24 protein-coding genes are annotated in these 25013 nt (G+C 37.7%); 23 read left to right on the plus strand and 1 reads right to left on the minus strand.

The annotated features are described in order from the left end of the window. Positions 1–166: 166 nt before the first annotated feature. Entirely contained in the window at positions 167–1324 is a 1158-nt protein-coding gene (locus tag ACR30L_RS05515) for a serine hydrolase (RefSeq protein ID WP_435237035.1), read from the minus strand. Positions 1325–1937: 613 nt separating this feature from the next. On the opposite strand from ACR30L_RS05515, the gene ACR30L_RS05520 reads away from it, so the two are divergent. The 23 genes from ACR30L_RS05520 (at position 1938) to ACR30L_RS05630 (ending at position 25009) form a co-directional block, all read left to right on the plus strand. Continuing rightward, on the plus strand, positions 1938–2276 hold the full coding sequence (locus ACR30L_RS05520) for a P-II family nitrogen regulator (protein WP_435237036.1): 339 nt from the start codon (positions 1938–1940) through the stop codon (positions 2274–2276). 31 nt (positions 2277–2307) lie between these two features. After that, positions 2308–3525, plus strand: coding sequence for an ammonium transporter (locus ACR30L_RS05525; RefSeq protein ID WP_435237037.1), 1218 nt, complete (start codon positions 2308–2310; stop codon positions 3523–3525). A gap of 505 nt (positions 3526–4030) precedes the next feature. Then, positions 4031–4357, plus strand: coding sequence for a flagellar hook-basal body complex protein FliE (gene fliE / locus ACR30L_RS05530; RefSeq protein WP_435237038.1), 327 nt, complete (start codon positions 4031–4033; stop codon positions 4355–4357). A 37-nt stretch (positions 4358–4394) separates the two neighbouring features. Next, the gene (fliF, locus tag ACR30L_RS05535) at positions 4395–6107 is read left to right on the plus strand and encodes a flagellar basal-body MS-ring/collar protein FliF (protein ID WP_435237039.1); all 1713 of its coding nucleotides are present in this window, start codon (positions 4395–4397) and stop codon (positions 6105–6107) included. After that, positions 6100–7146 carry a flagellar motor switch protein FliG gene (gene fliG, locus ACR30L_RS05540; protein ID WP_435237040.1) on the plus strand — a complete coding sequence of 349 codons (1047 nt, stop codon included), beginning with the start codon at positions 6100–6102 and terminating at the stop codon, positions 7144–7146. The genes fliF and fliG overlap by 8 nt, the downstream gene beginning before the upstream one ends. A gap of 74 nt (positions 7147–7220) precedes the next feature. Continuing rightward, positions 7221–8138 carry a flagellar assembly protein FliH gene (gene fliH / locus ACR30L_RS05545; RefSeq protein ID WP_435237041.1) on the plus strand — a complete coding sequence of 306 codons (918 nt, stop codon included), beginning with the start codon at positions 7221–7223 and terminating at the stop codon, positions 8136–8138. Between the two features lie 2 nt (positions 8139–8140). After that, positions 8141–9472, plus strand: a complete 1332-nt coding sequence (gene fliI, locus ACR30L_RS05550; RefSeq protein ID WP_435237042.1) for a flagellar protein export ATPase FliI — start codon at positions 8141–8143, stop codon at positions 9470–9472. A 12-nt stretch (positions 9473–9484) separates the two neighbouring features. After that, the gene (gene fliJ / locus ACR30L_RS05555) at positions 9485–9931 is read left to right on the plus strand and encodes a flagellar export protein FliJ (RefSeq protein WP_435237043.1); all 447 of its coding nucleotides are present in this window, start codon (positions 9485–9487) and stop codon (positions 9929–9931) included. Between the two features lie 133 nt (positions 9932–10064). Further along, complete coding sequence (locus tag ACR30L_RS05560; protein ID WP_435237044.1) at positions 10065–12548, plus strand: flagellar hook-length control protein FliK; 2484 nt, start codon at positions 10065–10067, stop codon at positions 12546–12548. A gap of 116 nt (positions 12549–12664) precedes the next feature. Continuing rightward, positions 12665–13201: a flagellar basal body-associated protein FliL gene (gene fliL / locus ACR30L_RS05565; protein ID WP_435237045.1), complete on the plus strand. Its 537-nt coding sequence runs from the start codon at positions 12665–12667 to the stop codon at positions 13199–13201. Positions 13202–13498: 297 nt separating this feature from the next. Continuing rightward, complete coding sequence (gene fliM / locus ACR30L_RS05570) at positions 13499–14527, plus strand: flagellar motor switch protein FliM (protein WP_435237046.1); 1029 nt, start codon at positions 13499–13501, stop codon at positions 14525–14527. 32 nt (positions 14528–14559) lie between these two features. Then, complete coding sequence (gene fliN / locus ACR30L_RS05575; RefSeq protein WP_435237047.1) at positions 14560–14949, plus strand: flagellar motor switch protein FliN; 390 nt, start codon at positions 14560–14562, stop codon at positions 14947–14949. Then, positions 14946–15362 (plus strand): flagellar biosynthetic protein FliO, encoded by a 417-nt coding sequence (gene fliO, locus ACR30L_RS05580; protein ID WP_435237048.1) that lies wholly within the window; start codon positions 14946–14948, stop codon positions 15360–15362. The genes fliN and fliO overlap by 4 nt, the downstream gene beginning before the upstream one ends. Further along, the gene (gene fliP / locus ACR30L_RS05585) at positions 15355–16098 is read left to right on the plus strand and encodes a flagellar type III secretion system pore protein FliP (RefSeq protein WP_435237049.1); all 744 of its coding nucleotides are present in this window, start codon (positions 15355–15357) and stop codon (positions 16096–16098) included. Before fliO ends, fliP begins: the two co-directional genes overlap by 8 nt. Before the next feature lie 8 nt (positions 16099–16106). After that, positions 16107–16376 (plus strand): flagellar biosynthesis protein FliQ, encoded by a 270-nt coding sequence (gene fliQ / locus ACR30L_RS05590; protein ID WP_435237050.1) that lies wholly within the window; start codon positions 16107–16109, stop codon positions 16374–16376. Continuing rightward, positions 16376–17167: a flagellar biosynthetic protein FliR gene (gene fliR, locus ACR30L_RS05595; protein WP_435237051.1), complete on the plus strand. Its 792-nt coding sequence runs from the start codon at positions 16376–16378 to the stop codon at positions 17165–17167. The genes fliQ and fliR overlap by 1 nt, the downstream gene beginning before the upstream one ends. A gap of 27 nt (positions 17168–17194) precedes the next feature. Continuing rightward, on the plus strand, positions 17195–18334 hold the full coding sequence (gene flhB, locus ACR30L_RS05600; RefSeq protein ID WP_435237052.1) for a flagellar biosynthesis protein FlhB: 1140 nt from the start codon (positions 17195–17197) through the stop codon (positions 18332–18334). Between the two features lie 143 nt (positions 18335–18477). Further along, positions 18478–20574 carry a flagellar biosynthesis protein FlhA gene (gene flhA / locus ACR30L_RS05605; RefSeq protein WP_435237872.1) on the plus strand — a complete coding sequence of 699 codons (2097 nt, stop codon included), beginning with the start codon at positions 18478–18480 and terminating at the stop codon, positions 20572–20574. A 13-nt stretch (positions 20575–20587) separates the two neighbouring features. Continuing rightward, positions 20588–22063 carry a flagellar biosynthesis protein FlhF gene (flhF, locus tag ACR30L_RS05610; RefSeq protein WP_435237053.1) on the plus strand — a complete coding sequence of 492 codons (1476 nt, stop codon included), beginning with the start codon at positions 20588–20590 and terminating at the stop codon, positions 22061–22063. 45 nt (positions 22064–22108) lie between these two features. Continuing rightward, the gene (locus ACR30L_RS05615; protein ID WP_435237873.1) at positions 22109–22978 is read left to right on the plus strand and encodes a MinD/ParA family protein; all 870 of its coding nucleotides are present in this window, start codon (positions 22109–22111) and stop codon (positions 22976–22978) included. Then, the gene (locus ACR30L_RS05620; protein ID WP_435237054.1) at positions 22979–23683 is read left to right on the plus strand and encodes an RNA polymerase sigma factor FliA; all 705 of its coding nucleotides are present in this window, start codon (positions 22979–22981) and stop codon (positions 23681–23683) included. Positions 23684–23853: 170 nt separating this feature from the next. Further along, positions 23854–24237 carry a chemotaxis response regulator CheY gene (gene cheY, locus ACR30L_RS05625; RefSeq protein ID WP_435237055.1) on the plus strand — a complete coding sequence of 128 codons (384 nt, stop codon included), beginning with the start codon at positions 23854–23856 and terminating at the stop codon, positions 24235–24237. 13 nt (positions 24238–24250) lie between these two features. Next, positions 24251–25009: a protein phosphatase CheZ gene (locus ACR30L_RS05630; RefSeq protein WP_435237056.1), complete on the plus strand. Its 759-nt coding sequence runs from the start codon at positions 24251–24253 to the stop codon at positions 25007–25009. The last annotated feature ends 4 nt before the right edge of the window (positions 25010–25013 follow it).

Genomic DNA, 25013 nt, shown 5'->3' on the forward strand with positions numbered 1-25013 from the left:
CTCCAAAGGTGGTGATACAAAATTATATTAATTAATCATTTCGTTAATTAATATAATTTTGTATAAAGAAAAAAGTGAGGCAGGAGCCTCACTGGGTAATAATACTAGAACTCATTGAGGATACGAATCAATAAGATCTGTTGTTAGTTATTATATGGGGATTAAATTAGCCAAACCAACCAATAAATAATAATTTTATGTAATCAATAAAACGGCTGAAGAAACCACCTTCTTCAACGGTTTCAAGCGCGATTAGGTCGTAGGTTGCAACGGGCTCATCTTGAATTGAATAATGCACTTCACCGACTTTTTCACCTTTTTGAATTGGTGCGCGTAATTCATCTGCAATAATAAAGCTTGCAGCTAAGTTTTTAGCTTCGCCACGTGGTAATGTGATTGGTGTGTTTACTGATACACCTAAACGGATCATTTCTTGTGAACCCATCCAAACACGTTCTTTAGCAAGCTCATCACCCGCTTTGTAAGGGGTGATAGTTTCGAAGAAACGGAAACCCCAGTTGAGTAGTTTTTTACTTTCAACTTTACGTGCATTTTCTGATTTTGTGCCCATCACGACGCTGATTAAACGCATGCCATCTTTGGTTGCTGAAGAAATAAGGCTGTAGCCTGCTGCATCAGTATGACCGGTTTTCATACCATCTACATTTAAGCTCTTATCCCATAACAAACCGTTACGGTTATATTGTAAAATACCGTTATATTTGAAAGATTTTTGACTATAGATTTTATATTCTTCAGGTACATCAGTGATTAATGCTTTTGCAAGAATCGCCATATCTTTAGCTGTTGTATAATGTTCGCTATTATGTAAACCATGGCTATTAACAAAATGACTGTTTTTCATACCTAGTTGTGCAGCCCATGAATTCATTAAATCAGCGAATGCACCTTCACTTCCCGCAATGTGTTCAGCCATTGCGACACACGCATCATTGCCTGATTGGATAATAATACCGTGATTAAGGTCATCAACGGAAACTTCTTTACCGACTTCAATGAACATTTTAGAAGAATCAGGGAAATTTTTTGACCATGCATTTTCTGAAATAGTCACTTTATCATCGCGATTTAAATTACCGGATTTAATTTCTTGTCCAATAATATAACTGGTCATCATTTTAGTAAGGCTAGCTGGCTCAAGTCGTTCTTCACTGTTATTTTCAGCCAGTACTTTTCCTGAGTCAAAGTCGATTAGTAGATATCCCTTAGCTGCAATTGAAGGGGCATTTGGGATAACTCTGGGGGTTGCTAGAGCATTAAAACTTAGCGCGAAAGTGATAAGCAGTAGGCTTATTTTTTTCATGTGATTTACCTTTGATGTGTTATACCCAAGTGCTTGGGTAGAAATGATGAAAATTTATTGTGCACTATATCAGATGCCCGCTCAGGAGAGAAAATATTTATCTGTTAAGGCACTGTAATAGTGAGTCAAGACTGTTCGATTATCCTTTTGATTGAATACCTATAAGTTGAACAGCTTGTTTGAACAATACATTCGTTATTAGTTCAAAATTAAAGATCAATAAGCTTAATCGTTAGCATTAATTGATAGTCTTCAAAGTGATTGAATAATAATGAGTTAATAGAGTGCATTATATCTCTTAATATTGATGTGTATCCCTTGTATATGTTTTATCTTGGTCTTTTTTATGGGCAATTCTAGCAATTAAAATGTAAATGATCTTTTTTGGTGCGGCGCGAGACTTTTAAGTGCACTTTCATGGTGCTTCTATGGGGTTTTATATTGAAATTTAACTGTAACGTGTTGATTTTTATGGGTTGATAAAAATGGCATGTTATTTGTTATATCTAATGCATTAGAAGGTGATTGTACCGCACGGATAAAAAAAGGATTAGTAAGCGTTTTTATTTTATCGGTATCTATATGTTTAATATTATATAAAAAGGGAATAACCATGAAAATGTTAACCGCAATAATTAAACCGTTTAAATTAGATGAAGTCAGAGAAGCTATTATGGATGCGGGTATTGCTGGCGTCACTGTTTCAGAAGTCAAAGGTTTTGGTCGTCAAAAGGGTCACACAGAGCTCTATCGTGGTGCTGAGTATCAAGTTGATTTTTTACCAAAAGTAAAATTAGAAATTGTCGTTAAATCTGAGGACGTTGAGCGTTTAATTGAAGCAATCACTATGGCTGCAAATACAGGGAAAGTAGGTGACGGTAAAATATTTATTCAATCAGTTGAGCAAGTAGTGCGTATTCGTACTGGTGAACTTAACGATGAAGCACTTTAATTTAGTTTAATATTTTTAAAAGGTAATTATTATGGAAAGCACAGTAACAGAGCTTAAGTTTGCGTTGGACACATTTTATTTTCTAATTTCAGGTGTCTTGGTTATGTGGATGGCAGCGGGATTTGCCATGTTAGAATCAGGTTTAGTTCGTTCTAAGAACACTACTGAAATTTTAACTAAAAATATCGTACTATTTGCAATCGCTTGTATCATGTTCTTATTAGTTGGTTATAACATCATGTATGTTGATAACGCTTCTGCTGGTTGGTTACCTTCTTTCGGTACCTTAATCGGTACGCAAGCTGAAGGCGCAGATCACTCTTTAGAGTCTGACTTCTTCTTCCAAGTCGTTTTTGTTGCAACGGCAATGTCGGTTGTTTCAGGCGCGGTTGCTGAACGTATGAAGTTATTTGCGTTCTTAGCATTCGCAGTTGTATTTACTGCTGTTATCTATCCATTAGAAGGTTACTGGACATGGGGCGGTGGTTTCTTATCAGAAGCTGGTTTCAGTGATTTCGCTGGTTCAGGTATTGTTCATATGGCCGGTGCAGCAGCTGCATTAGCGGGTGTTCTATTATTAGGTGCTCGTCGTGGTAAATTTGGTAAAAATGGTTCTGTTAACCCAATCCCTGGTTCAAACATGCCACTTGCTACATTAGGTACATTAATTTTATGGATGGGTTGGTTCGGATTTAATGGTGGTTCTCAACTATTGATTTCTGATGCTGAAAATGCAACAGCAGTTGGTCTTGTGTTTGTAAATACAAATGCAGCAGCGGCAGCAGGTTTAGTTGGTGCACTTATCGTTAGTAAATTGAAATGGGGTAAAGCAGATTTAACCATGATTCTTAACGGTGCATTAGCAGGTTTAGTTGCGATTACAGCAGACCCAGCTTCACCATCACCTTTATTTGCTTCACTTATCGGTTTAGTTGCGGGTGTGATTGTGGTTTACAGTATCACTTCATTTGATGCATTAAAAATTGATGATCCAGTAGGTGCATTATCAGTACACGGTGTGTGTGGTATTTTCGGTCTTCTTGTTGTTCCACTAAGCAATGACGGCGCAAGTTTTGGTGCTCAACTATACGGTGCAGCAGTTATCTTCGGATTTGTATTTGTCGCTTCATGGATTGTTTGGAGTATCATTAAAGTAACAATGGGTATCCGTGTTACAGCTGAAGAAGAAGAAACAGGTATGGATTTAATTGACTGTGGTGTAGAAGCTTACCCAGAGTTTTCAAAATAAATTTATTATCCTAAAATAACTTAAGTTATTTAGCGCCCTGATTTAGTGATAAATCAGGGCTTTTTTTTGTTTAGTAAAACTCGTTACACTTAATAGCAAGGTGTGAAGCAAACGGTTCATCCTATTCGATATTTTATTTTCAATATATTTATCCCACAATGTTGGGCATTACTTCTTAAAACGTTGTAATTACTCAGGCCGTCGCCCTTTAAGCTTATTTCATCGTTGAAAAATGCTCATTTAAACCACTAAACTGCGCTTTTTCGCCTTGAACTAAGCATAAATGGCTTATCCCTGAGCATTTGCATTCTATTTATGACAAAAACTCATGAAATTTTAAAGGGTGCTGAGTAATTACAAAACGTTTTTATTAAGGATAAGTGCTCCCTGTCAATTTATTTTTATCAATCCCTCACATTTTCTATTAAACAAGTTGAAATTTATTTTTTGTATTTGGTATGGATATTGCTTTTACCTAGTATGTGTCAATAAACGGATAACGAATATGAATATTAATAACTCTGCTGCATTTAATGATTTAGCGATGCCAACCCTACAAACTAAAGGGATTGATACTGAAACTTTAACTAAATCAACAAGCTCTACTCATGCTGATTTTTCACAAATGTTCAAGCAAGCTATCGATAATGTTAATGGACTTCAACAAAATACGTCAGATTTACGTACTAGCTTTGAAATGGGTGATAAAGATGTCAGTTTAGGTGAAGTGATGATTGCGGCGAATAAATCGAGTTTAGCATTTGATGCAACGGTACAAGTTCGTAATAAAATGGTCGAAGCATATAAAGAAGTGATGAGTATGCCTGTTTAGGCTGTTATCTTCTGTATTTAGATAAAAAGGAATCTCCGTGGCTGAAGCAATTAATAATCCCGATATGCTTATTGAAGGCAGCAATTTAGAAAGTGATAATTCAGTTTCTGTACCTGAAAAAGGGGCGGTAGCTTCATTCTTTTCTAATATCGATGTATTACGTCAAATCAGTATGATTATTGGTTTACTTATCGTTTTAGCGATTGTTGTTATTATTTGGTCGTGGGGCAAAGAAACTGAATACCGCCCATTAGGAACGTATCAAACAGAAGAGTTGATCACAACGCTCGACTTCTTAGATAAACAAGAAATAAAGTATAAGCTAGAGGGAGATTCAATACTCGTTGCTTCGGATCAATATCAAAAAATTAAACTTGTGATGACTCGAGCTGGTTTAGTGAACGATACAAGCGATGATGGCGATGATATTTTATTACAGGATATGGGCTTTGGGGTTAGTCAACGTGTTGAAAAAGAACGTTTGAAATTAAGCCGTGAGCGTCAATTAGTACTTGCAATCAAAGCGATGAAAAATGTTACTAATGCGCAAGTATTATTAGCGATTCCAAAAGAAAGTGTGTTTGCACGTAAAGAAAGTAAAGCAAGTGCTACCGTTGTCGTAACCACTAACCAATCTTATACTTTATCGCCACAGGAAATTGACTCTATTGTTGATATTGTTGCTTCGGCCGTTCAGGGGTTATCGCCTAATAATGTGACTGTTAGCGATCATCGTGGACGCTTATTACACTCGGGTAGCAAAAGTGGTTTATCGGCACAATCAAATACAGAGTTTGCATTGGAGCGTCAACGTGAAGATGAATATAAGGCGAAAATTGATGCTATTCTGATTCCTGTTCTGGGGCTTGCTAATTATACATCTGAAGTTGATTTAGCAATGGATTTTACCGTTGTGGAAGAAACGAAAAAAACATTTAACCCGAGTAATCAAGCCGTGCGTAGTGAAATGCTGGTAGAAACTAAATCAACGAATTCTACGGTTGGCTCTGTCCCTGGGGCATTATCTAATCAACCTCCAGCGGCTTCTTCCATTCCAGAGGAAGTCAAAGATGCAGAAGGGACAAACAAATTATCAGATGGTACTTCGCATAATGAAGAAACACGAAACTATGAAGTTGATACGACGGTTACTCATATTAAACATAAAGTTGGAAAGGTAGAGCGTTTAGGTGTCTCCGTTGCGTTAGATTATGTTATGACGACCAATGCCGAAGGTGAGGTTACATACGAACCGCGTTCACCTGAAGAAGTGGCTAATATTCGTCGTTTATTATTAGGTGGGTTAGGCATTAATGATGAACGTGGCGATGTGTTAGAAATAGCATCGGTTAGTTTCAATCGTCCTGAATTAGAAGCGCAGGAAGAAGAGGAGTTTTGGAAAACAGAAACCTTCCAAGGATATGTCCGATTTGGTGGGAGTATGTTTATTATTATACTAACCTTATTGTTGATTGTTCGCCCTATTATGAAAAAACTACTTTATCCTGAAGCGATAGAGCAAGTTGAAGAATATGATTTAGGTGGTGCAATTGGTGATTTAGGTAATGATAATTTACAGTTACTTAACGATGATGATGATAACAGTGTTGAATTTGGTATAAGTAATGGACAGATTAGGCTACCAGATTTACATAAAGATGAAGATTTATTAAAAGCGGTTCGTGCATTAGTGGCTAACGAACCTGGTTTATCTGCACAAGTAATTAAAGAGTGGTTAACTAATGAGTGATGATGAAAAAGTGAAAGATGGGGCCATTGAATATGATGTTTCCAGTTTAACGGGAGCAGAGAAGTCAGCCTTGTTAATGCTTAGTTTAACCCCTGAAGATGCCGCTAAAATTTTCCGAAATTTAGAGCCTAAACAGGTACAGAAGTTAGGGATGGAAATGGCCGCGCTTCAGGATTCATCGCAAAGTAAAGTATCGAGTGTACATCGTGCATTTATCGAAGATATTCAGAAATACAGTAATATTGGTTTAGATAGTGAAGATTTCGTTCGAGCTTCATTAATTGAAGCCTTAGGTGAAGATAAAGCCGGTAATTTAGTTGATCAAATCATTTTAGGTAGTGGTTCTAAAGGTTTAGATTCATTAAAATGGATGGATGCGCGCCAAGTAGCCTCTATTATTCAAAATGAGCATCCCCAAATTCAAACTATTGTTTTATCCTATCTTGATCCTGAACAATCAGCAGAAATACTGTCACAATTTGCAGATAAAGTTAGATTAGATTTAATGATGCGTATTGCGGATTTAGAAGAGGTTCAACCTGCTGCATTACAAGAATTAAACGAAATAATGGAAAAACAATTTGCCGGTCAAGCAGGGGCTCAAGCTGCTAAAATGGGCGGAACGAAAGCTGCTGCAGATATAATGAACTATCTCGATACTAATATCGAAGGTGCGTTAATGGATTCTCTACGTGAAGCAGATGAAGATATGAGTCAACAAATACAAGATCTTATGTTTGTCTTTGAAAATCTTATTGATCTTGATGACCGTGGTGTTCAAGCATTATTGCGTGAAGTACCTGGCGATCAATTACAGCGTGCGATTAAAGGGGCTGATGAGCAACTTAAAGAGAAAATATTCAAAAATATGTCTAAACGTGCAGCAGAAATGATGCAAGATGATCTTGAAGCAATGGGCCCAATTCGTGTAAGTGAAGTTGAAGCTGCACAGAAAGAAATATTGACGATTGCACGTCGATTATCTGACGCAGGTGAAATTATGCTCGGCGGCGGTGGCGGTGGCGACGAGTTTTTATAAAATAATGTAACATTATCGCGTATTAATTTTTTAGATTGGGCGATAAATTCTTTTTAAAAGGCAGATAATAAATCGTGGATAATGAAAATCAGTTTAAAAATTGGATTATTCCAGAAATTGACGAAAACAATGCAGAATCCATTGAAGATAATACATTATTTGGTAAGCCTCCTTCATGGTATCGCGGCGATGAAAAACATGAGCAAGAAGAAGAGGTTGAAGATTCGCCTAAACCATTAACCCTTGATGATATTGAAGAAATCAGACAATCGGCTTATGAAGATGGTTTTAAAGAAGGCAAGGAAGCAGGGTTTGTTAAGGGGCTCGAAGAGGGAACAGCTCAGGGGTTACAAGAGGGCATAAATAAGGGCAATGAGCAAGGGTTGCAAGAGGGTCTTGCAGCGGGGCAGCAACAAATCGATAAGTTAACCCAAAACTGGGAGTCATTAATCGAACGACTACATCATCCACTTGAAAAATTAGATGATAACGTTGAATATCAATTGGTTTTATTGGCAACCAATCTAGCAGAGCAAATTGCGCGCAGTGAAGTGCAAACTAATCCTCAAATTATTTTACAGGCATTAAAGCAAGCAGTTGATGCACTGCCTGTCTCTGAACAAACATTGAAAATTTTATTACACCCTGACGATTTACTTTTTGTTCAGTCTGCTTATTCACCGGAAATATGTGAAAAACGCGGTTGGGATTTGCAGGGAGACCCTGTTTTAGCGCGTGGTGATTGTCAAATTCATACTAAAACATCGAGTATTGATTACGCCTTTTCACATCGAGTGGAACAGGTATTAACGCATTTTTTTAAGCAAAACCATGCTCAACTTCCTGAAAAAAATGAGGATTCAAATTTACTGAATGAGCAACCGCTAGCGACTAAAAAGACGTCACCTGATAATACAGTCGATATTAATGATGAAAAAATTAGTGGCAATGCCGATGAAAATTTAACAATGAAAACAGAGACGGCTGAATAAATATGAATGATCTCGGGCAACGCCTTGCTCAATATAAGTCTGGGGAGTCGATTACACATCCTACTGTTTCGGGAAAATTAGTGCGAGTTGTCGGTTTAACACTGGAGGCAATTGGTTGTAGTGCTGCGGTTGGTAGTTTATGCCGGGTTGAAACAAATGATGGTTTTATTGATGCAGAAGTTGTTGGTTTTTCTGGGGAACGTTTATTTTTAATGCCTAGCGAGCGATTAACGGGTGTTTTACCTGGTGCTAAAGTCATTCCACAAACTCAAAGCCAAGGGATTCCTGTTGGGATGGAGTTGTTAGGGCGTGTACTTGACGGAATAGGTAACCCTATTGATGGTAAAGGCGACATTATTACTGCACAACATAGTCAATATAATAATCCACGTATTAACCCACTCAGTCGAAAAGCGATTAAAGATCCACTCGATGTAGGTATTAAAGCGATTAATTCTTTACTTACTGTGGGGAAAGGGCAGCGAATGGGATTATTTGCTGGATCGGGTGTGGGAAAAAGTGTGCTATTAGGCATGATGACTCGAGGTACCGATGCCGATGTTGTTGTGGTTGGATTAATTGGTGAGCGTGGTCGAGAAGTTAAAGAGTTTATCGAGGAAATATTAGGTGTCGAAGGTCGCAAACGCTCTGTTGTGATTGCAGCGCCAGCAGATGCTTCACCATTAATGCGTTTAAAGGGGTGTGAAACGTCTTTAACTATTGCAGAATATTTTCGTGATCAAGGACTTAATGTCCTATTGCTGATGGATTCGTTAACACGTTTTGCTCAAGCGCAGCGTGAAATCGCATTAGCAATTGGTGAACCTCCTGCCACAAAAGGTTATCCCCCTTCGGTTTTTGCTAAGTTACCTGCTTTAGTTGAGCGAGCGGGAAATGGGAATGAGAAACAAGGTTCGATCAGTGCGTTCTTTACCGTATTGACGGAAGGTGATGATCTTCAAGATCCGATTGCAGATGCATCTCGGGCTATTTTGGATGGTCATATTGTATTATCTCGTGATCTTGCTGATTCTGGTCATTTTCCTGCTATCGATGTGGGTAAATCTATTAGCCGTGTAATGCCTATGGTTACCTCCGATGAGCATCAAACATTAGCACGTGCATTGAAGCAGGCATATTCCTTATATCAAGAAAATAAAGAGTTGATTACTATCGGTGCCTATGCAAAAGGAAGTGATCCGCGAGTTGATAAAGCGATTGTTATTAAACCAAAATTGGATCATTTCTTGCAGCAAGGCATGAAAGATACAATCAGTTATAACGATTGTTTGACACAACTGGCTGCATTAACACAGGCCTTCGTGAATAGTTAAAGGAATAGGGTTATGGCAAGAGATCCTCTACAACTTGTGTATGAACAACGAGAAAAGCAAGTAGAACAGGCTTTACAAGCATATAAAAATGCACAGCGACAGTTGTTTGAGCAACGTAATCAGTTGCAAAATTTGCATCAGTATCGTCGTCAATATGTGTCGCAATTAACGGTAAAAGGATCACAGGGTTTATCAATTGCAGAGTTAGGTAAATATCAACAGTTTATTGTTCAACTTGATCAAGGTATTACAAAGCAACAACAGGGAATTGTTAAGTTTGAATATGATGTTCATACTGAAAAAAAACGTTGGCTGGAAAGTCAAGTTAGTTGCAAAGCAATGGCAATGCTATTAGAGAAAAAAGCACGGCAAAAAGCTAAAATTGCTGATAAAAAAGAACAACAATTACTCGACGAATTTGCCACATTTCAATATTTTCAAAAACAATCCTCACAATAACGATTTAGTATTTAAATCTGGTCTGTAAATTGCTTGTTATTAGATAATAACTATTTTTAGTGACTGAACAGGCATTCATGTTCCCTTTATTGCTGTAAAGCGGCAATTTGTTTTCTTTATAAAGAGCCAGTGTATGATGCAATCTATTTTATTAGCTACCCCTTCTTCGTCCGCAACTGGAGAAAATACTCAAAGTGTCACGATGGGGAGTCTTGGGCTTCCGGCTGACGACTCATTGACGGAGCAAGTATCATCAAATAAGTTTTCTGGTGTACTTGGAGAAGCCATTGAACTTCCTGAAAAAACAAAGACGAATGCAACTGCTGCTCAATTATTATCTAAAATAACCTTAAAAGAAGGAAACAACCCAATTACAGTCGGCCCGATGATGGCAGATCTCGAAGGTGATAGTGGTATAAAAAGTACAGTTGAAAATACTCAATTAGCAACCGACACTTTAATTAAAAAACCCTCTCAATCAACGGATTATTCTGCAAGCTCGAGTTTGCTTCAATCGCAAGCAGCATCAGCTGAACAACTTGATTCAACAAATATATTGGAACAAATTCAAGCAGCACAAAATATTGACACTCAATTGTCGGGAGCAGTAAAAGTGTCAGAAAAAAATTCATCTATGCAGGTTGATTCTTATGCCGACACCACATTACCGTTTAAGGCAACGGTAATTGCAAATTCTGTTGCTAATAATCACAATGAAATAACCTCAGGTAATATTGAAGTCGATTTGAATGGACATGTTAGTGAAAAACAAGATTCACAATTTAAAAATAATACAGATAATAGCAATATGCTGCCAACGGATATAAATGCTGGCCTATTAAGTGAATTAAAGCAGAAAGAAAAACTGACAGACTTGCCAGATGATATTGGGGTGGATAGTGGGATTTTAAGTGCGGCTATAGATACCCCTAACTCAGACGCTACGGTTGTTGTTAATTCAAGCGAAGCCATCAATACAATAATGAGTGATGATGAACAACTTAATATCAATCGTCTTTCGCAAGGCGAAGCAATGGAGAATACTACATTTACTCAAGCTGATGGAATTAAACCCCAATCTCTTACCTCTACTAATAATAAACCTTCTCTTGAAGTCGTTGAGCCTCAGGTATTGTCAACTCTAGGCGTTAATAATAAAGATGTTTCTATTGAAGCTGTTAATTCTGATATGTCATCTATTAAGGATGGGAATAAAAATATATCTAAGGAAGTTATTAATCTCGAAACTTCAATGGTCAAGGATGCGAATAAAAATATATCGTCGGAAGTCACTAATCTTGAAGCTTCAATGGTTAAGGATGTGAATAATAAGATATCGTCGGAAACTATTAACCTTGAAGCTTCAATAGTTAAAGATGTGAATAAAAAGGTATCGACTGAAACAGTTAATCCTAAAACGCTTGTTTCTCCCCAAGATAATAATGAAATTCTTACGGATGGGCTTTCTCTTGATGCATTTACCACTGGTAGTGTTACTACCCCTGAACTACAAACTGAAGATGTAGAGTCTCAATTAAAAACCTCCAATGAGGTAGGGAATGCACAAGCGTTAAGTGATGATCAACTTCGAGAAATTTCTTTGGATCATATATCTGTCAATACTACGGGTGGTCTAGCCTCGTCAAACCTATCTCAGGACACAGTTTCTCCAGCGATTGATATAGAGCAAACCAAAATGGATATCAGGGCAGACAGTCAACCGTTAACAAATAGCGTTACATCTGAGATTACACCTAATTTAACTAGTGCGGGACAAGTTTCACCCTTAAATTCAGGGGCAAATGAATCATTAGATAGTACAGGTGCTCAGGTGAGCAAAAATGATAAAGTAGGGCAGTTTACGGCAGACAATACAAAAAATAATATTCACCAATTAGCATCTGAAGGTATATCGCACCTGACGGGCGTTGCTTCAGAATTTAATGAGAGTGATAAAGCCTCATCACAGAAACTGCCTCTAGTCGACAGTACTACATCGAATTCTACCCCAGAAAAACAAACCGAAGGTTTAATCGTAAATCATACGGAGTCGGCAAAGGTATCAGTTAATCATCTTGGTGAAGCTTCAGGTTTACGTGTTTCAGATATTAATGCTTCAAGTACGCATAAAGTAGAACCACAGTCATTAGCGGCTTCTAATACTGCGTTACAACAGACGCTTGATTTACATGCAAAGCATTCAGCTGCGATGATTGGAGAGCGGGTATTGATGATGATTAATCAAGGTAAACAAGAGGTACATATTAGATTGGATCCTGCTGAACTTGGTTCTATGCATATTAAATTACATATGCATCAGGATCAGCTTAATATGTCTATTCAAACGGATGCGAGTCAAAGTAAAGATATTATTGAGCAAAATTTACCAAAATTACGCGAGCAACTTGCGCAGCAGGGAGTGAATTTAGGCAATACAAGTGTTGAACAAAATGCGCGTGGACAACAGCAAAACACTAATCAACAAGGGCAAAGTGGTTCCCAAAATAAAAGCAATGTATCAACCAGTGGTGATTTTTCTCAAGGACATGATGAAGAAATAATGACAAGAACGGTTAAAATTCCTAATTCAGAGCAAGGAATAGACTATTATGCATAGAGCGCTTCAATTATTACTGAATTCATAGAAAAGATGCATTAAAATTGCCGCGTTAATTTGAAATATAAAAATATTATTTAAATTGCATTCGTATTACTAAGCATAAGGGTAAAAACATGGCTGGCGAAAATAATGAAGAGCTTTCATTAGAAGGTGACAATGAAGCGAAAGGCGGTGGTAAGAAAAAATTAATTATTATTATTATTGTTGCTGCTGTTTTGTTATTAGGTGGTGGTGCAGGTGCTTTCTTCTTCTTTTTTTCTGGTGATGATAGTGCCGAAGTCGTTGAACAATCAGAAGAGCAAGCAAGTAACGATGAATCAGGCGAAGTTCAATTAGCGTCCTATGTGCCGATGCCTCGCCCCTTTGTTTTTAATGTTATGGATGGCAAGCGAGATCGTTTAGTACAAATTAAAGTACAGTTGTTAATCCGAGGGAGTGATAAAGTTAATTTAGCAAAAAAACACATTCCTTTGTTAGAAGACACATTAGTGCGAGTTTTTTCAGCTGCTTCAGTTGAGCAGTTACGTAGTCCTTTAGGGAAAACTGAACTTCGTGCTTTTTCATTGAAAGCGTTAAACGAAGTCACGACTAAGTATGAAAATAAAGCATTAATTGACTCAGTATTGTTTACTGGCTTCGTTTTACAGTAAGTATTAAAAATACAGCAGCGATTATAAATATATTTTTTTAATACCAATCGTAGTAATTAGCTGATCTATTTTACTGGTTAAAATGATTTATTTCTTTGTTGAAAGTTTCGTAAAGGGAACAACCATTTACATTAACTTTCGTCTCGAACTAAACCATTTTCCCTGCGTAAAATTTAGATCATATATTTAATACAATCGGGATAAATTAAACCGCTGCATATTGATATTGTTTATTAGCATTGCAGAAATAAACGATATTATTTTCCAATTATTATTTTGATATAAATAGGATTTTTAATGGCAGATCTATTGTCACAGGACGAAATTGATGCGCTATTACATGGTGTTGATGATGTTGAAGATGAGCTTGTTGAAAGTGAGGGGGAATTAGATGAAAGTCTTGTCCACTTCGACTTCTCTTCGCAGGATCGTATTGTGCGTGGGCGAATGCCAACCCTTGAATTGGTTAATGAGCGATTTGCCCGTCATCTAAGAATTAGTTTGTTTAATATGTTACGTCATACCGTTGAGGTTTCTATTAATGGCGTACAAATGCTCAAATTTGGCGAATACTTGCATACGTTATTTGTACCGACAAGCTTAAATATGGTGCGATTTCGTCCATTGAAAGGAACTGGACTTGTTACCATGGAAGCACGTTTGGTGTTTATTCTGGTTGAGAATTTTTTTGGTGGAGATGGTCGTTATCATGCCAAAATAGAAGGGCGAGAGTTTACTCCGACAGAGCGTCGTATTATTCAAATGTTATTGAAGATTATTTTTGAAGATTATCACGATGCGTGGGCCCCTGTAATGGATGCTGAATTTGAATATTTAGATTCAGAGGTAAACCCTGCAATGGCTAATATTGTTAGTCCTACAGAAGTCATTGTGGTGAATTCATTTCATATCGAGTTAGACGGCGGTGGTGGTGATTTTCATATCGCGATGCCGTATTCGATGTTAGAGCCTATTCGAGAACTGCTTGATGCAGGGGTACAAAGTGATAAGGAGGATACGGATCAACGATGGAGTCAAGCATTAGCCGATGAAATTATGGATGTGCCCGTTGAATTTAATGCGAAATTACTTGAAAAAGAGTTAACCCTGAGAGAAATGATTGGCTTGAAAGCAGGTGATATTATTCCCGTTGATATGCCTAACTCAATGTTGGTCTCAGTTGAAGGTTTACCGACATTTCGTGCAAACTTAGGTAAATCACATAAAAACTTAGCGTTAAAAATAACGGAACGAATTAGTCGTCCTGAAATACAAAGTACTAAGTTAAAATTAGAAAACTTAAAAAGTGATGCACATTCCGAATAAAAATAGTGTTAATTATAAGATAGGAAAGCAATATGAGTAATGAACAGGATATGGCCGACGAATGGGCTGCGGCGCTTGAAGAGTCGGAAGGTGAAGGAAAAGCGAATAATGTTGAATTAGATGAGCTTAAAGATACATCTGAACCTTTGTCCGATGAAGAACATGCGCGTTTGGATAGTATTTTAGATATTCCGGTTACTATTTCGATGGAAGTTGGACGTAGCAAAATTAATATTCGTAATTTATTACAATTAAACCAAGGTTCTGTTGTGGAATTGGATCGCGTTGCCGGTGAGCCGCTAGATGTGTTAGTTAACGGAACATTAATTGCGCACGGTGAAGTGGTTGTGGTCAATGATAAGTTTGGTATCCGTTTAACCGATGTTATTAGTCAAACTGAACGGATTAAAAAATTAAAATGAGACGCTTATCTATTGCGCTATCCATTATTGTTCCTATCCATGCATTTGCAGCGGAAGATAAGGCTGGTGGGCCGCCTGACCTTGCGATAACTAGTATGCTTGGATCATTGCTTTTGGTGATCGTGTGTATTTTTATTTTTGCTTTTTTAATGAAGCAAACGAACTTACTTAAAAGTGCGCGTGGCAAAAGTCAGATAAAAATCATTGCGACGCAACCCTTGACTACCAAATCAAGAGTGCAAATGATTGAGGTAAATGGACAGCAATATTTATTAGGTGTTACGGAGCAAAATGTGACATTACTTGATAAATTAGATAAATCTATAACCGTCGATGATACTCCTGAAATAAAGCACGTTGATACGCCTTTTTCGACATTATTATCTAAAATAAGTAAGAAATCCGATGACTAAAATACTGTCTTTTATTGCACTTATATTATTGTTTTTCTCTCCATCATTGTTGGCTCAAACGGGCGCGTTGTCGGCTGTAACGGTTACAACTAATTCAGGTGGTGAACAAGAGTATAGTGTGACACTACAGGTTTTGGCGTTTATGACGGCGCTAAGTTTTTTACCTGCAATGTTAATTTTGATGACGTCATTTACACGTATTGTAGTGGTAATGTCTATTCTCCGTCAGGCAATGGGGCTACAACAAACTCCCTCGAATCAGGTGGTTAACGGAATCGCTTTGTTTTTAACGTTTTTTATTATGGCGCCAGTCTTTGACCGGATCAACGAAACGGCTTTACAGCCTTATTTAAATGAAGAAATGACTATTACAACCGCGTTTGAAAATGCCAAGGTTCCGATGATGGAATTTATGCTTTCTCAGACACGCTTAAAAGATTTACAAATGTTTACTGAGATTGCCGATGTTCAGGTTGATACACCGGAAGAGGTGCCATTTCGAGTGCTTATTCCGGCATTTGTAACAAGTGAATTAAAAACTGCGTTTCAAATTGGGTTTATGATTTTTATTCCTTTTCTAATTATCGATTTGGTGGTCGCAAGTATCCTTATGGCAATGGGGATGATGATGTTATCACCCATGATTATTTCTTTACCCTTTAAGTTAATGCTATTTGTTTTGGTTGATGGCTGGAACCTTATTATGGGTAGCTTAGCTAATAGTTTTGGCTTATAGGAGTTCCAATGGAGCCTGAAGTCTTTGTAAGTATTTTCCAACAAGCATTATGGCTGGTGGTTATTTTGGTTTCAGCCGTAATTGTGCCGAGTCTATTAATTGGTTTAGTGGTCGCAGTATTTCAAGCCGCGACATCGATTAATGAGCAAACACTAAGCTTTTTACCTCGTTTAATTATGACATTAGTCGCTTTAGCGTTTGGCGCTCATTGGGGAATGAATAAATTGATGGAGTTTTTCATCAGCATGATTGACCAAATCCCACAAGTAGTTGGCTAATGGTTTTCTCTGCGGATTTAATCCTTAATTTATTGGCGACTTATTTATGGGCCTTTGCTCGTATCGCGGCCATGTTAATGGTGATGGTGGTGGTTGGTTCGAGAACCACACCAACTCGAATCCGCCTTTTTTATGCCCTATCTATTACCTTTGCTGTATTACCTGTTATTCCTGCTGCCCCCGTCAACATTGAATTATTTTCTTTTGCTGGTGTGCTTGTGCTTTTACAGCAAATTTTGATTGGTATTGCGATTGGTAGTATTTCAGTCTTTGTTGTACAAACATTTGTTGTTGCAGGACAAATTATTGCAATGCAAACAAGCTTAGGGTTTGCATCCATGGCGGATCCCAGTAATGGCCAGTCATCTCCCGTTGTCGGTCAGTTTTATGTGCTATTAGTGACATTATTATTCTTAACATTCGATGGTCATTTACTAATGATTGAAATGATTATTCGTAGTTTTGAAACATTACCTGTTTCGATGAATGGTTTATTAGCGGCTGATTATCATCAATTAGCGAGCTGGTTTTCGATTATGTTTAGTGCGGCTCTTGCTTTTTCAGTCGCATCAATGGTAGCAATGTTATTGGTTAATTTGTCCTTTGGTATAATGACAAAGGCTGCACCGCAGTTAAATATATTCAGTTTAGGTTTTTCGGTGAGCATGGTGTTTGGCTTGTTTGTGCTATGGTTAACGTTAATTAATGTACCTACTCATTTTGAAAATCAATGGATGCGCGGTATCAATATGATGTGTGAAATATTAAATAATGTGTGTGAGAACCCCTAGCGTATTTTGATTTTAGGAGTCTGAACGATGGCTGAAAATGAAAATGGAACAGAGCGTTCCGAAGAAGCCACCCCCGAACGGCTTAAAAAGTCCAAAGAAAAAGGCCAGGTTGCTCGGTCTAAGGAATTGGCGACTGCCTCTGTTTTAATTTCTGCTGCTTTTTCATTTTTAGTTTTTGGCGATAGATTGGCCTATGAATTATCTTTGTTAATGAAAGCTTCTTTTACCTTTGAACGTGCTTCTATTTTTAATCCTGAACAAATGTGGTTAGACCTTTCTCGCAGTGTGAGTGGTTTAGGCATGCCTATGTTTACTATCTTACTGATGTTATTTGTTATTTCGATTCTTGGTAGCTCCTTATTAGGCGGGGTATTATTTAGTACTAAGGCGATGATGCCCAAATGGAGTCGGTTAAGTCCTGCTGCTGGATTGAAGCGTATGCTTGGAATGCAGGCTTGGGTTGAATTATTGAAATCGATATTAAAAGTTCTTGTTGTCGTCGGTGTTGCTTGGTGGATATTTGGTGCTACTTTTGATCACATATTAAAATTATCCGTCACGCCTTTACCGGGTAGTGTATTTGAAGCGTTAGATATGATCACTTGGATGTTTATTTTCTTATGTTGTTCATTGCTAGTTATTGTTGCCGTTGATGTGCCATATCAAATTCATAAACATTCACAAGAATTGAAAATGACCAAACAAGAAGTCAAAGATGAATTTAGGAATTCCGAGGGGAAACCCGAAGTTAAGCAACGAATAAGACAACTGCAATACGAGGCTTCTCAACGTAAAATGATGGGCGATGTCCCAGATGCTGACGTTATCGTAACGAACCCAACTCACTACTCCGTTGCCCTAAAATATGAGCAGAATGGTAATCGAGCCCCCTATGTTGTTGCAAAAGGTGTCGATTTTATGGCGCTCAAAATTCGAGAGGTTGCACGTGAATATGAAGTGCCAGTGATGCAGTCACCGCCATTATGCCGTGCTATTTATCATACTACCGAAATAGATGGAGAAATTCCTGAAGAATTATTTGCTTCGGTCGCACAGGTTCTCGCCTATATTTATCAATTGGAACAGTTTCGTAAGGGGCGTTCAAGTCGCCCTAAAACTCTGCCTGATGATTTAAATATTCCTGAAGGATTTCAGTACAATGATTAATAAATAGTCATAATAAATAAATGTTTAGGAAAATAATTACAAAATAGTGTCGATGGCACTACTATCCTTATAGTTAATATAGGCACCCCTAAATTTTTATGGCATCATTAATTATTAGCATACTTATCAAATTGACATAGGTTATTCATATCAAAACACTATTTAACTCAATCTGGCAAAACAAATCAAAACTGGGTTCAGGGTTAGGTACTCCTGTTCTTGTTTTAGCTGCATTAGGCATGGTTATTTTACCTATGCCGACGGTGCTGTTAGATATGCTGTTTACCTTTAATATTGCGTTGGCTTTAGTGGTGTTATTAGTTTCTGTTTACACTAAAAAACCCTTAGATTTTGCTGCTTTTCCTAGTGTTCTTTTAATCGCTACGTTATTACGTTTAGCGCTTAATGTTGCGTCAACGCGAATTGTTTTACTTGAAGGTCATCAAGGTGGTTCAGCTGCTGGTAATGTAATTGAAGCTTTTGGCTCGGTTGTTATTGGTGGTAATTTAGCCGTTGGGTTAATTGTTTTCCTTATTCTAATGATCATAAACTTTGTTGTTGTAACTAAAGGTGCGGGTCGTATCTCAGAAGTTAGTGCTCGCTTTACTTTGGATGCAATGCCAGGTAAACAAATGGCGATTGATGCCGATTTAAATGCTGGTTTGATTGATCAAGAGCAAGCCCGTACACGTCGAGAAGAAGTCACTATGGAAGCTGACTTCTATGGTTCTATGGATGGTGCCAGTAAATTTGTAAAGGGTGATGCAATTGCCGGCATAATGATTCTGTTCATTAACATTATTGGCGGCTTTATCATCGGTATGATGCAATACGATCTTTCCTTAGCTGAAGCGGCCAAAATTTATACTCTATTAACGATTGGTGATGGTTTGGTCGCGCAAATACCTTCATTACTATTATCGATCGCAGCAGCAATTACCGTAACGCGAGAAAATACAGAAGCGGATATGGGCGGACGAATGCTGGGTCAAATGTTTGACAACCCTAAAGCATTGATGATCACATCTGTATTACTTTTGATTATGGGCATTGTACCTGGCATGCCTCATATCGCTTTTTTGACACTCGGGGGGATTTCTGCCGGTGGTGCATATTGGCAATTAAGTCGTCAACAGGCTAAATCATCTACTGAATTACAAGCGCAAGAAGCCGAGGCAACGGCTGAGCCATCAGAGGCAAAAGAATTAGGCTGGGATGATGTTCGTAGTGTCGATACTATTGGCCTTGAGGTTGGGTACCGATTAATTCCTTTAGTAGATAAAAGCCAAGGCGGTGAATTATTAGATCGTATTAAAGGTGTGCGTAAGAAACTTTCTCAAGAAATGGGCTTTTTAGTGCCAGCGGTACATATTCGGGATAATTTAGATCTACCACCAAATCATTACAGTATCTCATTAATGGGAGTGGGGTGTGGTCATGCTGATATATATCACGATAAAGAAATGGCGATTAATCCAGGGCAAGTTTTTGGCCCCATTGAAGGGGTGACGGGTATCGACCCCGCATTTGGCTTAGAAGCAGTGTGGATTGATGAGGTGCAGCGTGAGCAAGCACAAGCATTAGGCTATACCGTTGTCGATACGGCGACGGTTGTGGCAACCCATTTAAGTCAAATATTGAGTAATAATGCAGCGCAACTTTTGGGGCACGAAGAAGCACAAAGTTTGCTTGATTTATTAGCCAAGAGACACCCTAAATTAGTTGAGGGGGTAGTACCAGAGATACTTTCATTAAGCTGTGTTGTTAAAGTTTTACAAGGTTTATTAAATGAAAATGTTGCAGTTAGAGATATTCGTACTATTGTTCAAACATTAGTTGATTACGGACCTCGCAGTCAGGACCCCGAAGTATTAACCGCAGCGTGTCGAATTGCATTAAAACGTATGATTGTTCAAGAAATTGTAGGAAATGATCCTGAATTACCTGTTATTACTCTTTCTAGTGAGTTGGAACAGATATTGCATAAATCTATGCAGGCTGGAGGAAATGATGGTGCAGGTATTGAACCTGGATTAGCGGAAAGAATTCAGGCGTCGTTGGTGGAAGCGTCACAACAACAAGAGTTACAAGGACAAGCTTCTGTATTACTCACATCAGGTGTGTTGCGTAGTACCTTAGCAAAATTTGTAAAACATACAATTCCAAGCTTACACGTACTTTCATATCAGGAAATACCTGATGATAAGCAAATTAAAATAATTAGCTCAATAGGGCAGTAATTGGTTGTAATAAATGAAAATTAAACGTTTTTTTGCAAAAGATATGCGTACTGCGATGACCGAGGTTAAGGATGTACTTGGCCCTGACGCTGTGATCATGTCTAATAAAAAAGTGGTAGGCGGCATTGAAATAGTTGCAGCTGTTGATTACCAAGGTGAAAAAGCAGAGTCTCAGAAAAAACAACAAAGTGATGATTTATTTGCTGGGCTAGCCGATGATAACGTCCAGCTTTCTACCGATACTAAACAAAAAACAAAAGCTCCAATTAAAGCACAAAAAAGTAACCGTCCTGGTTTTAAAGAAAGCGGTGAAGATTTTGCTAAATCACTCAATTCATTTTTTGGTAAAGTAAATGCTCAACAAGCAAAACAGAATAATAAACCGAGTGAGTTTAACAAAAACAATAACGAAGACCGTTTCTCTCCTTTAACCAATCAGCAAAATAAGTTAGATGGTGGTTTTAACCAACCAAAGACATTAAGCGAACAACAACATTGGTCACATGAAAATGGGCGACAACAACCGTTAACTAATAATCGCCGCAGCAGTAGCTCGACCAAAAATACGAGCAATAAAGAAATAGCTCAAATTAGTGCAGAAGTTGCCTCGTTACGTAAATTATTAGAGCATCAAGTGTCTGGATTGATGTGGCAAGAAATGGAGCGGAAAGAGCCGGTTAGAGCAATGGTAATCAAATGGTTAAGTTCTGCTGGTTTTTCCGATGATATGGCCGATCAATTAGCCGGTTATATTCCTGAGGATGCATCATCTGCTGAAGTGCAAGAATACATTCAAACCTTATTACAAGATAAAGTTTTTATTGGTAATAATGATATTCTATTACAGGGTGGCGCTATTGCATTACTTGGTCCAACTGGGGTTGGTAAAACGACAACAATTGCAAAACTTGCTGCACAATTTGCAATGAAATATGGTGCAGATCAGGTTGCTTTAATTACTACCGATACTTATCGAATTGGTGCACATGAACAATTAGCCACCTACGGAAAAATTATGGGCTGTAGTGTGCGTGTTGCGAAAGATGCAGATGAGCTATCGGAAATATTGTATCAATTTAGAGAAAAACGTTTAGTACTTATTGATACCGCAGGTATGGGACAGCGTGATGTTCGATTATCAGAACAATTAGATACACTAATGCGCAATAGTCGAGTTAATATTCAAAGTTATTTGGTTATTTCATCGACTTCGCAACGTCGAGTGATTGAAGAGGCGTTAGAGCACTTTAAAAGAATTGCACTTTCAGGTTGCATCTTAACAAAGGTAGATGAAAGTATTGGATTGGGTGAAGTACTTAGTGTCACTATGCAACATGCTTTGCCTATTACTTATGTTACCACCGGACAACGTGTTCCGGAGGATATCGAAATAGCAAATACAGATAATATAATTGGTAGCACGTTGAATATAATGAGTAAATTATTTGAACAACAGCACCAATGGTTTAGTAGCTTTGATAATGAATGAGCTTTAGTTACATTAAATTAATAATTTTAGATAATGAGTAATATGATGATTTCAGATCAAGCAAGTGGCTTAAGAAGATATAAAAACAACCGCGTGAAAGTTGTAGCGATCACTGGTGGTAAAGGTGGGGTTGGGAAAACTAATGTCACCCTCAATATGGCTGTTTCGCTTGCTCAATTAGGTAAGAGAGTGCTAGTGCTTGATGCCGATTTAGGGCTAGCTAATGTCGATGTATTATTAGGGCTTCGAGTTACTAAAAATTTATCACATGTGTTAACCGGTGAATGTACTTTGGATGAAGTCATTGTTGAAGGACCTGAAGGCATTATGATTGTTCCTGCAACTTCGGGGACTCAGTCGATGGTTGAATTAACGGACGTTGAACATGCAGGGTTAATTCAGGCGTTTAGCTCCTTACAGACTCCCATTGATATGTTGCTTATTGATACTGCTGCTGGTATCTCAAATATGGTCGTGAGTTTTGCACAGGCCGCGCAAGACGTCTTAATGGTTGTTTGTGATGAACCAACGTCGATTACCGATGCTTACGCATTAATAAAAATTCTCAGTAAGCAAAATGGCGTTTATCGCTTTAAAATCGTGGCGAATATGGTGCGAAGTTTACGAGAAGGGCAGGATTTATTTACTAAGCTGACACGAGTTACAGATCGCTTTTTAGATGCATCTTTAGAGTTAGTTGCGTGTATTCCATTTGATGCCAATGTTCGCCAGGCAGTTAAAAAACAACGGCTTGTTGTTGATGCGTTTCCAAAAACACCGGCTTCATTGGCATTTAAAGCATTAGCGAATAGAGCCTGCGATTGGCCAATACCTCATCAACCGGGTGGCCATTTAGAATTTTTTATTGAAAAATTATTGTTAAACGATACTGATGAGATAAGAGAGTTGCTATAAGTGATAAAAGCGCAAGGTTATTATAATAATACCGCTGATCTGATTGAGCGTCATACTCAGTTAGTGAATAAAATAGCGTATCATTTACTTGCTCGATTACCAGCTAGTGTGTTGGTTGATGATTTAATTCAATCTGGAATGATTGGGTTATTAGAAGCAGCAAGGAATTTTGATAGTAGCAAAGGGGCGAGTTTTGAAACCTTTGCGGGTATTCGTATTCGTGGTGCAATGTTAGATGAAATGCGTCGCGGTGATTGGGTACCTCGTTCTGTTCATAAAAATAGTCGTAGTATTGCTATGGCTATTTCTGAAGTTGAAAAAATGACAGGGCGTGATGCTAAAGAAGCCGAAATAGCGGATCAATTAGGTGTTGGCTTGCTTGAATATCAGCAAATGCTAAGAGATGTAAACTGTGCCAAACTTGTTGCTTATGAAGATCTTAATGGCTCAGAGGATGCAATGAATACTGATTCTGCACCACAGGATTGTATTTTTCATGAAGTGAGTGAGGCGCAGTTTTCAGATAAACTTGTCAGTATGATCAAGCAGCTTCCTGAACGAGAAGCACTTGTTTTATCGTTGTATTATGATGAAGAATTAAACTTAAAAGAGATTGGTTTAGTGCTTGAAGTGAGTGAATCACGTGTGAGTCAAATTCATAGCCAGGCATTACATCGATTAAAAGCAAAGGCTCAGGCTGCTTAATACTCGGCTGTAATTTTTGCTAGTCAGTAAAGATTTGAGATGAATTTTTTGGATAAAAAAGAGATGAGTCATAGTTACGTTAATAAGCTTGTCTTTTTTGTTGTTTGTTTATTTATTTATAACTAAATTTATTGAAAGTAAATAAATTAAAATTTTATTAGGGGATTGTTTTGGATAGAAATATGAAAATTTTGATTGTTGATGATTTTTCAACAATGAGAAGAATTATTAAAAACTTATTACGTGATCTTGGTTTCACTAATACTTTTGAAGCGGATGATGGCAATACTGCATTACCGATGCTTAAAGAAGGTGACTTTGAATTCGTTGTAACTGATTGGAATATGCCAATCATGCAAGGAATAGATCTACTAAAAGAGATCCGTAAAGACCCTGAATTAAAGCATTTACCTGTATTAATGGTAACTGCAGAAGCAAAACGTGATCAAATCATTGAAGCTGCTCAAGCTGGTGTTAATGGATACATTGTTAAGCCTTTTACAGCGGGAACATTAAAAGAGAAATTAGATAAAGTTTTCGAACGTCTAGCTTAACAAGGAGAGATAAATGGCAAATGAATTAGTGCCACTACTATCTCTTTCAGAAGCTAAAGCGTTGGTCACTCATTTAGAAAACAATGAAGTCAATGCTGCAAATGAAATTATAGAAAGTGCTAGCAACATAAAAAATAATGAAGATAACGGTATGTTTTCTCAAGTTGGTGAGTTAACGCGTGAGCTACATGATGCATTGGTAAGTTTTCAAAGTGATACTCGCTTAATTGATATGACCGGGCATGATTTACCGGATGCAAAGGATCGTCTCAATTATGTGATCGAAATGACCGATAATGCTGCTAATAAAACTATGGATGCGGTCGATACATGTTTACCTGTTGCAGATAAATTAATTGCAGATCTTGAATCCGTTATGCCTAATTGGCAAAAATTAATGGGAAGAGATTTACCATTAAATGAATTTAAAGAGCTTTGTCATCAACTCGATAACATGCTGCTAGAGTCAAACAAAAGTGCCTTAACATTAAGGACATCGCTGACTGATATTTTAATGGCACAGGACTTTCAGGATTTAACCGGACAGATGATTCGTCGAGTGATTTCATTGGTTCAAGAAATTGAATCGAAATTGGTGGGAATTTTGACGGTATGTCATGACGGAAATCTAGAAGAAAAAATAAGCGATGATAAAAATAATGTGAAGCAATCAATTGAAGCCGAAGGACCCATTATGCATGCTGAAGAGCGTGATGATGTTGTTAATGGTCAAGATGATGTAGATGATTTGCTTTCAAGTTTAGGGTTTTAGGGGA

Source organism: Psychromonas saccharinae, from assembly GCF_051201515.1.
Taxonomy (GTDB): Bacteria; Pseudomonadota; Gammaproteobacteria; order Enterobacterales; family Psychromonadaceae; genus Psychromonas.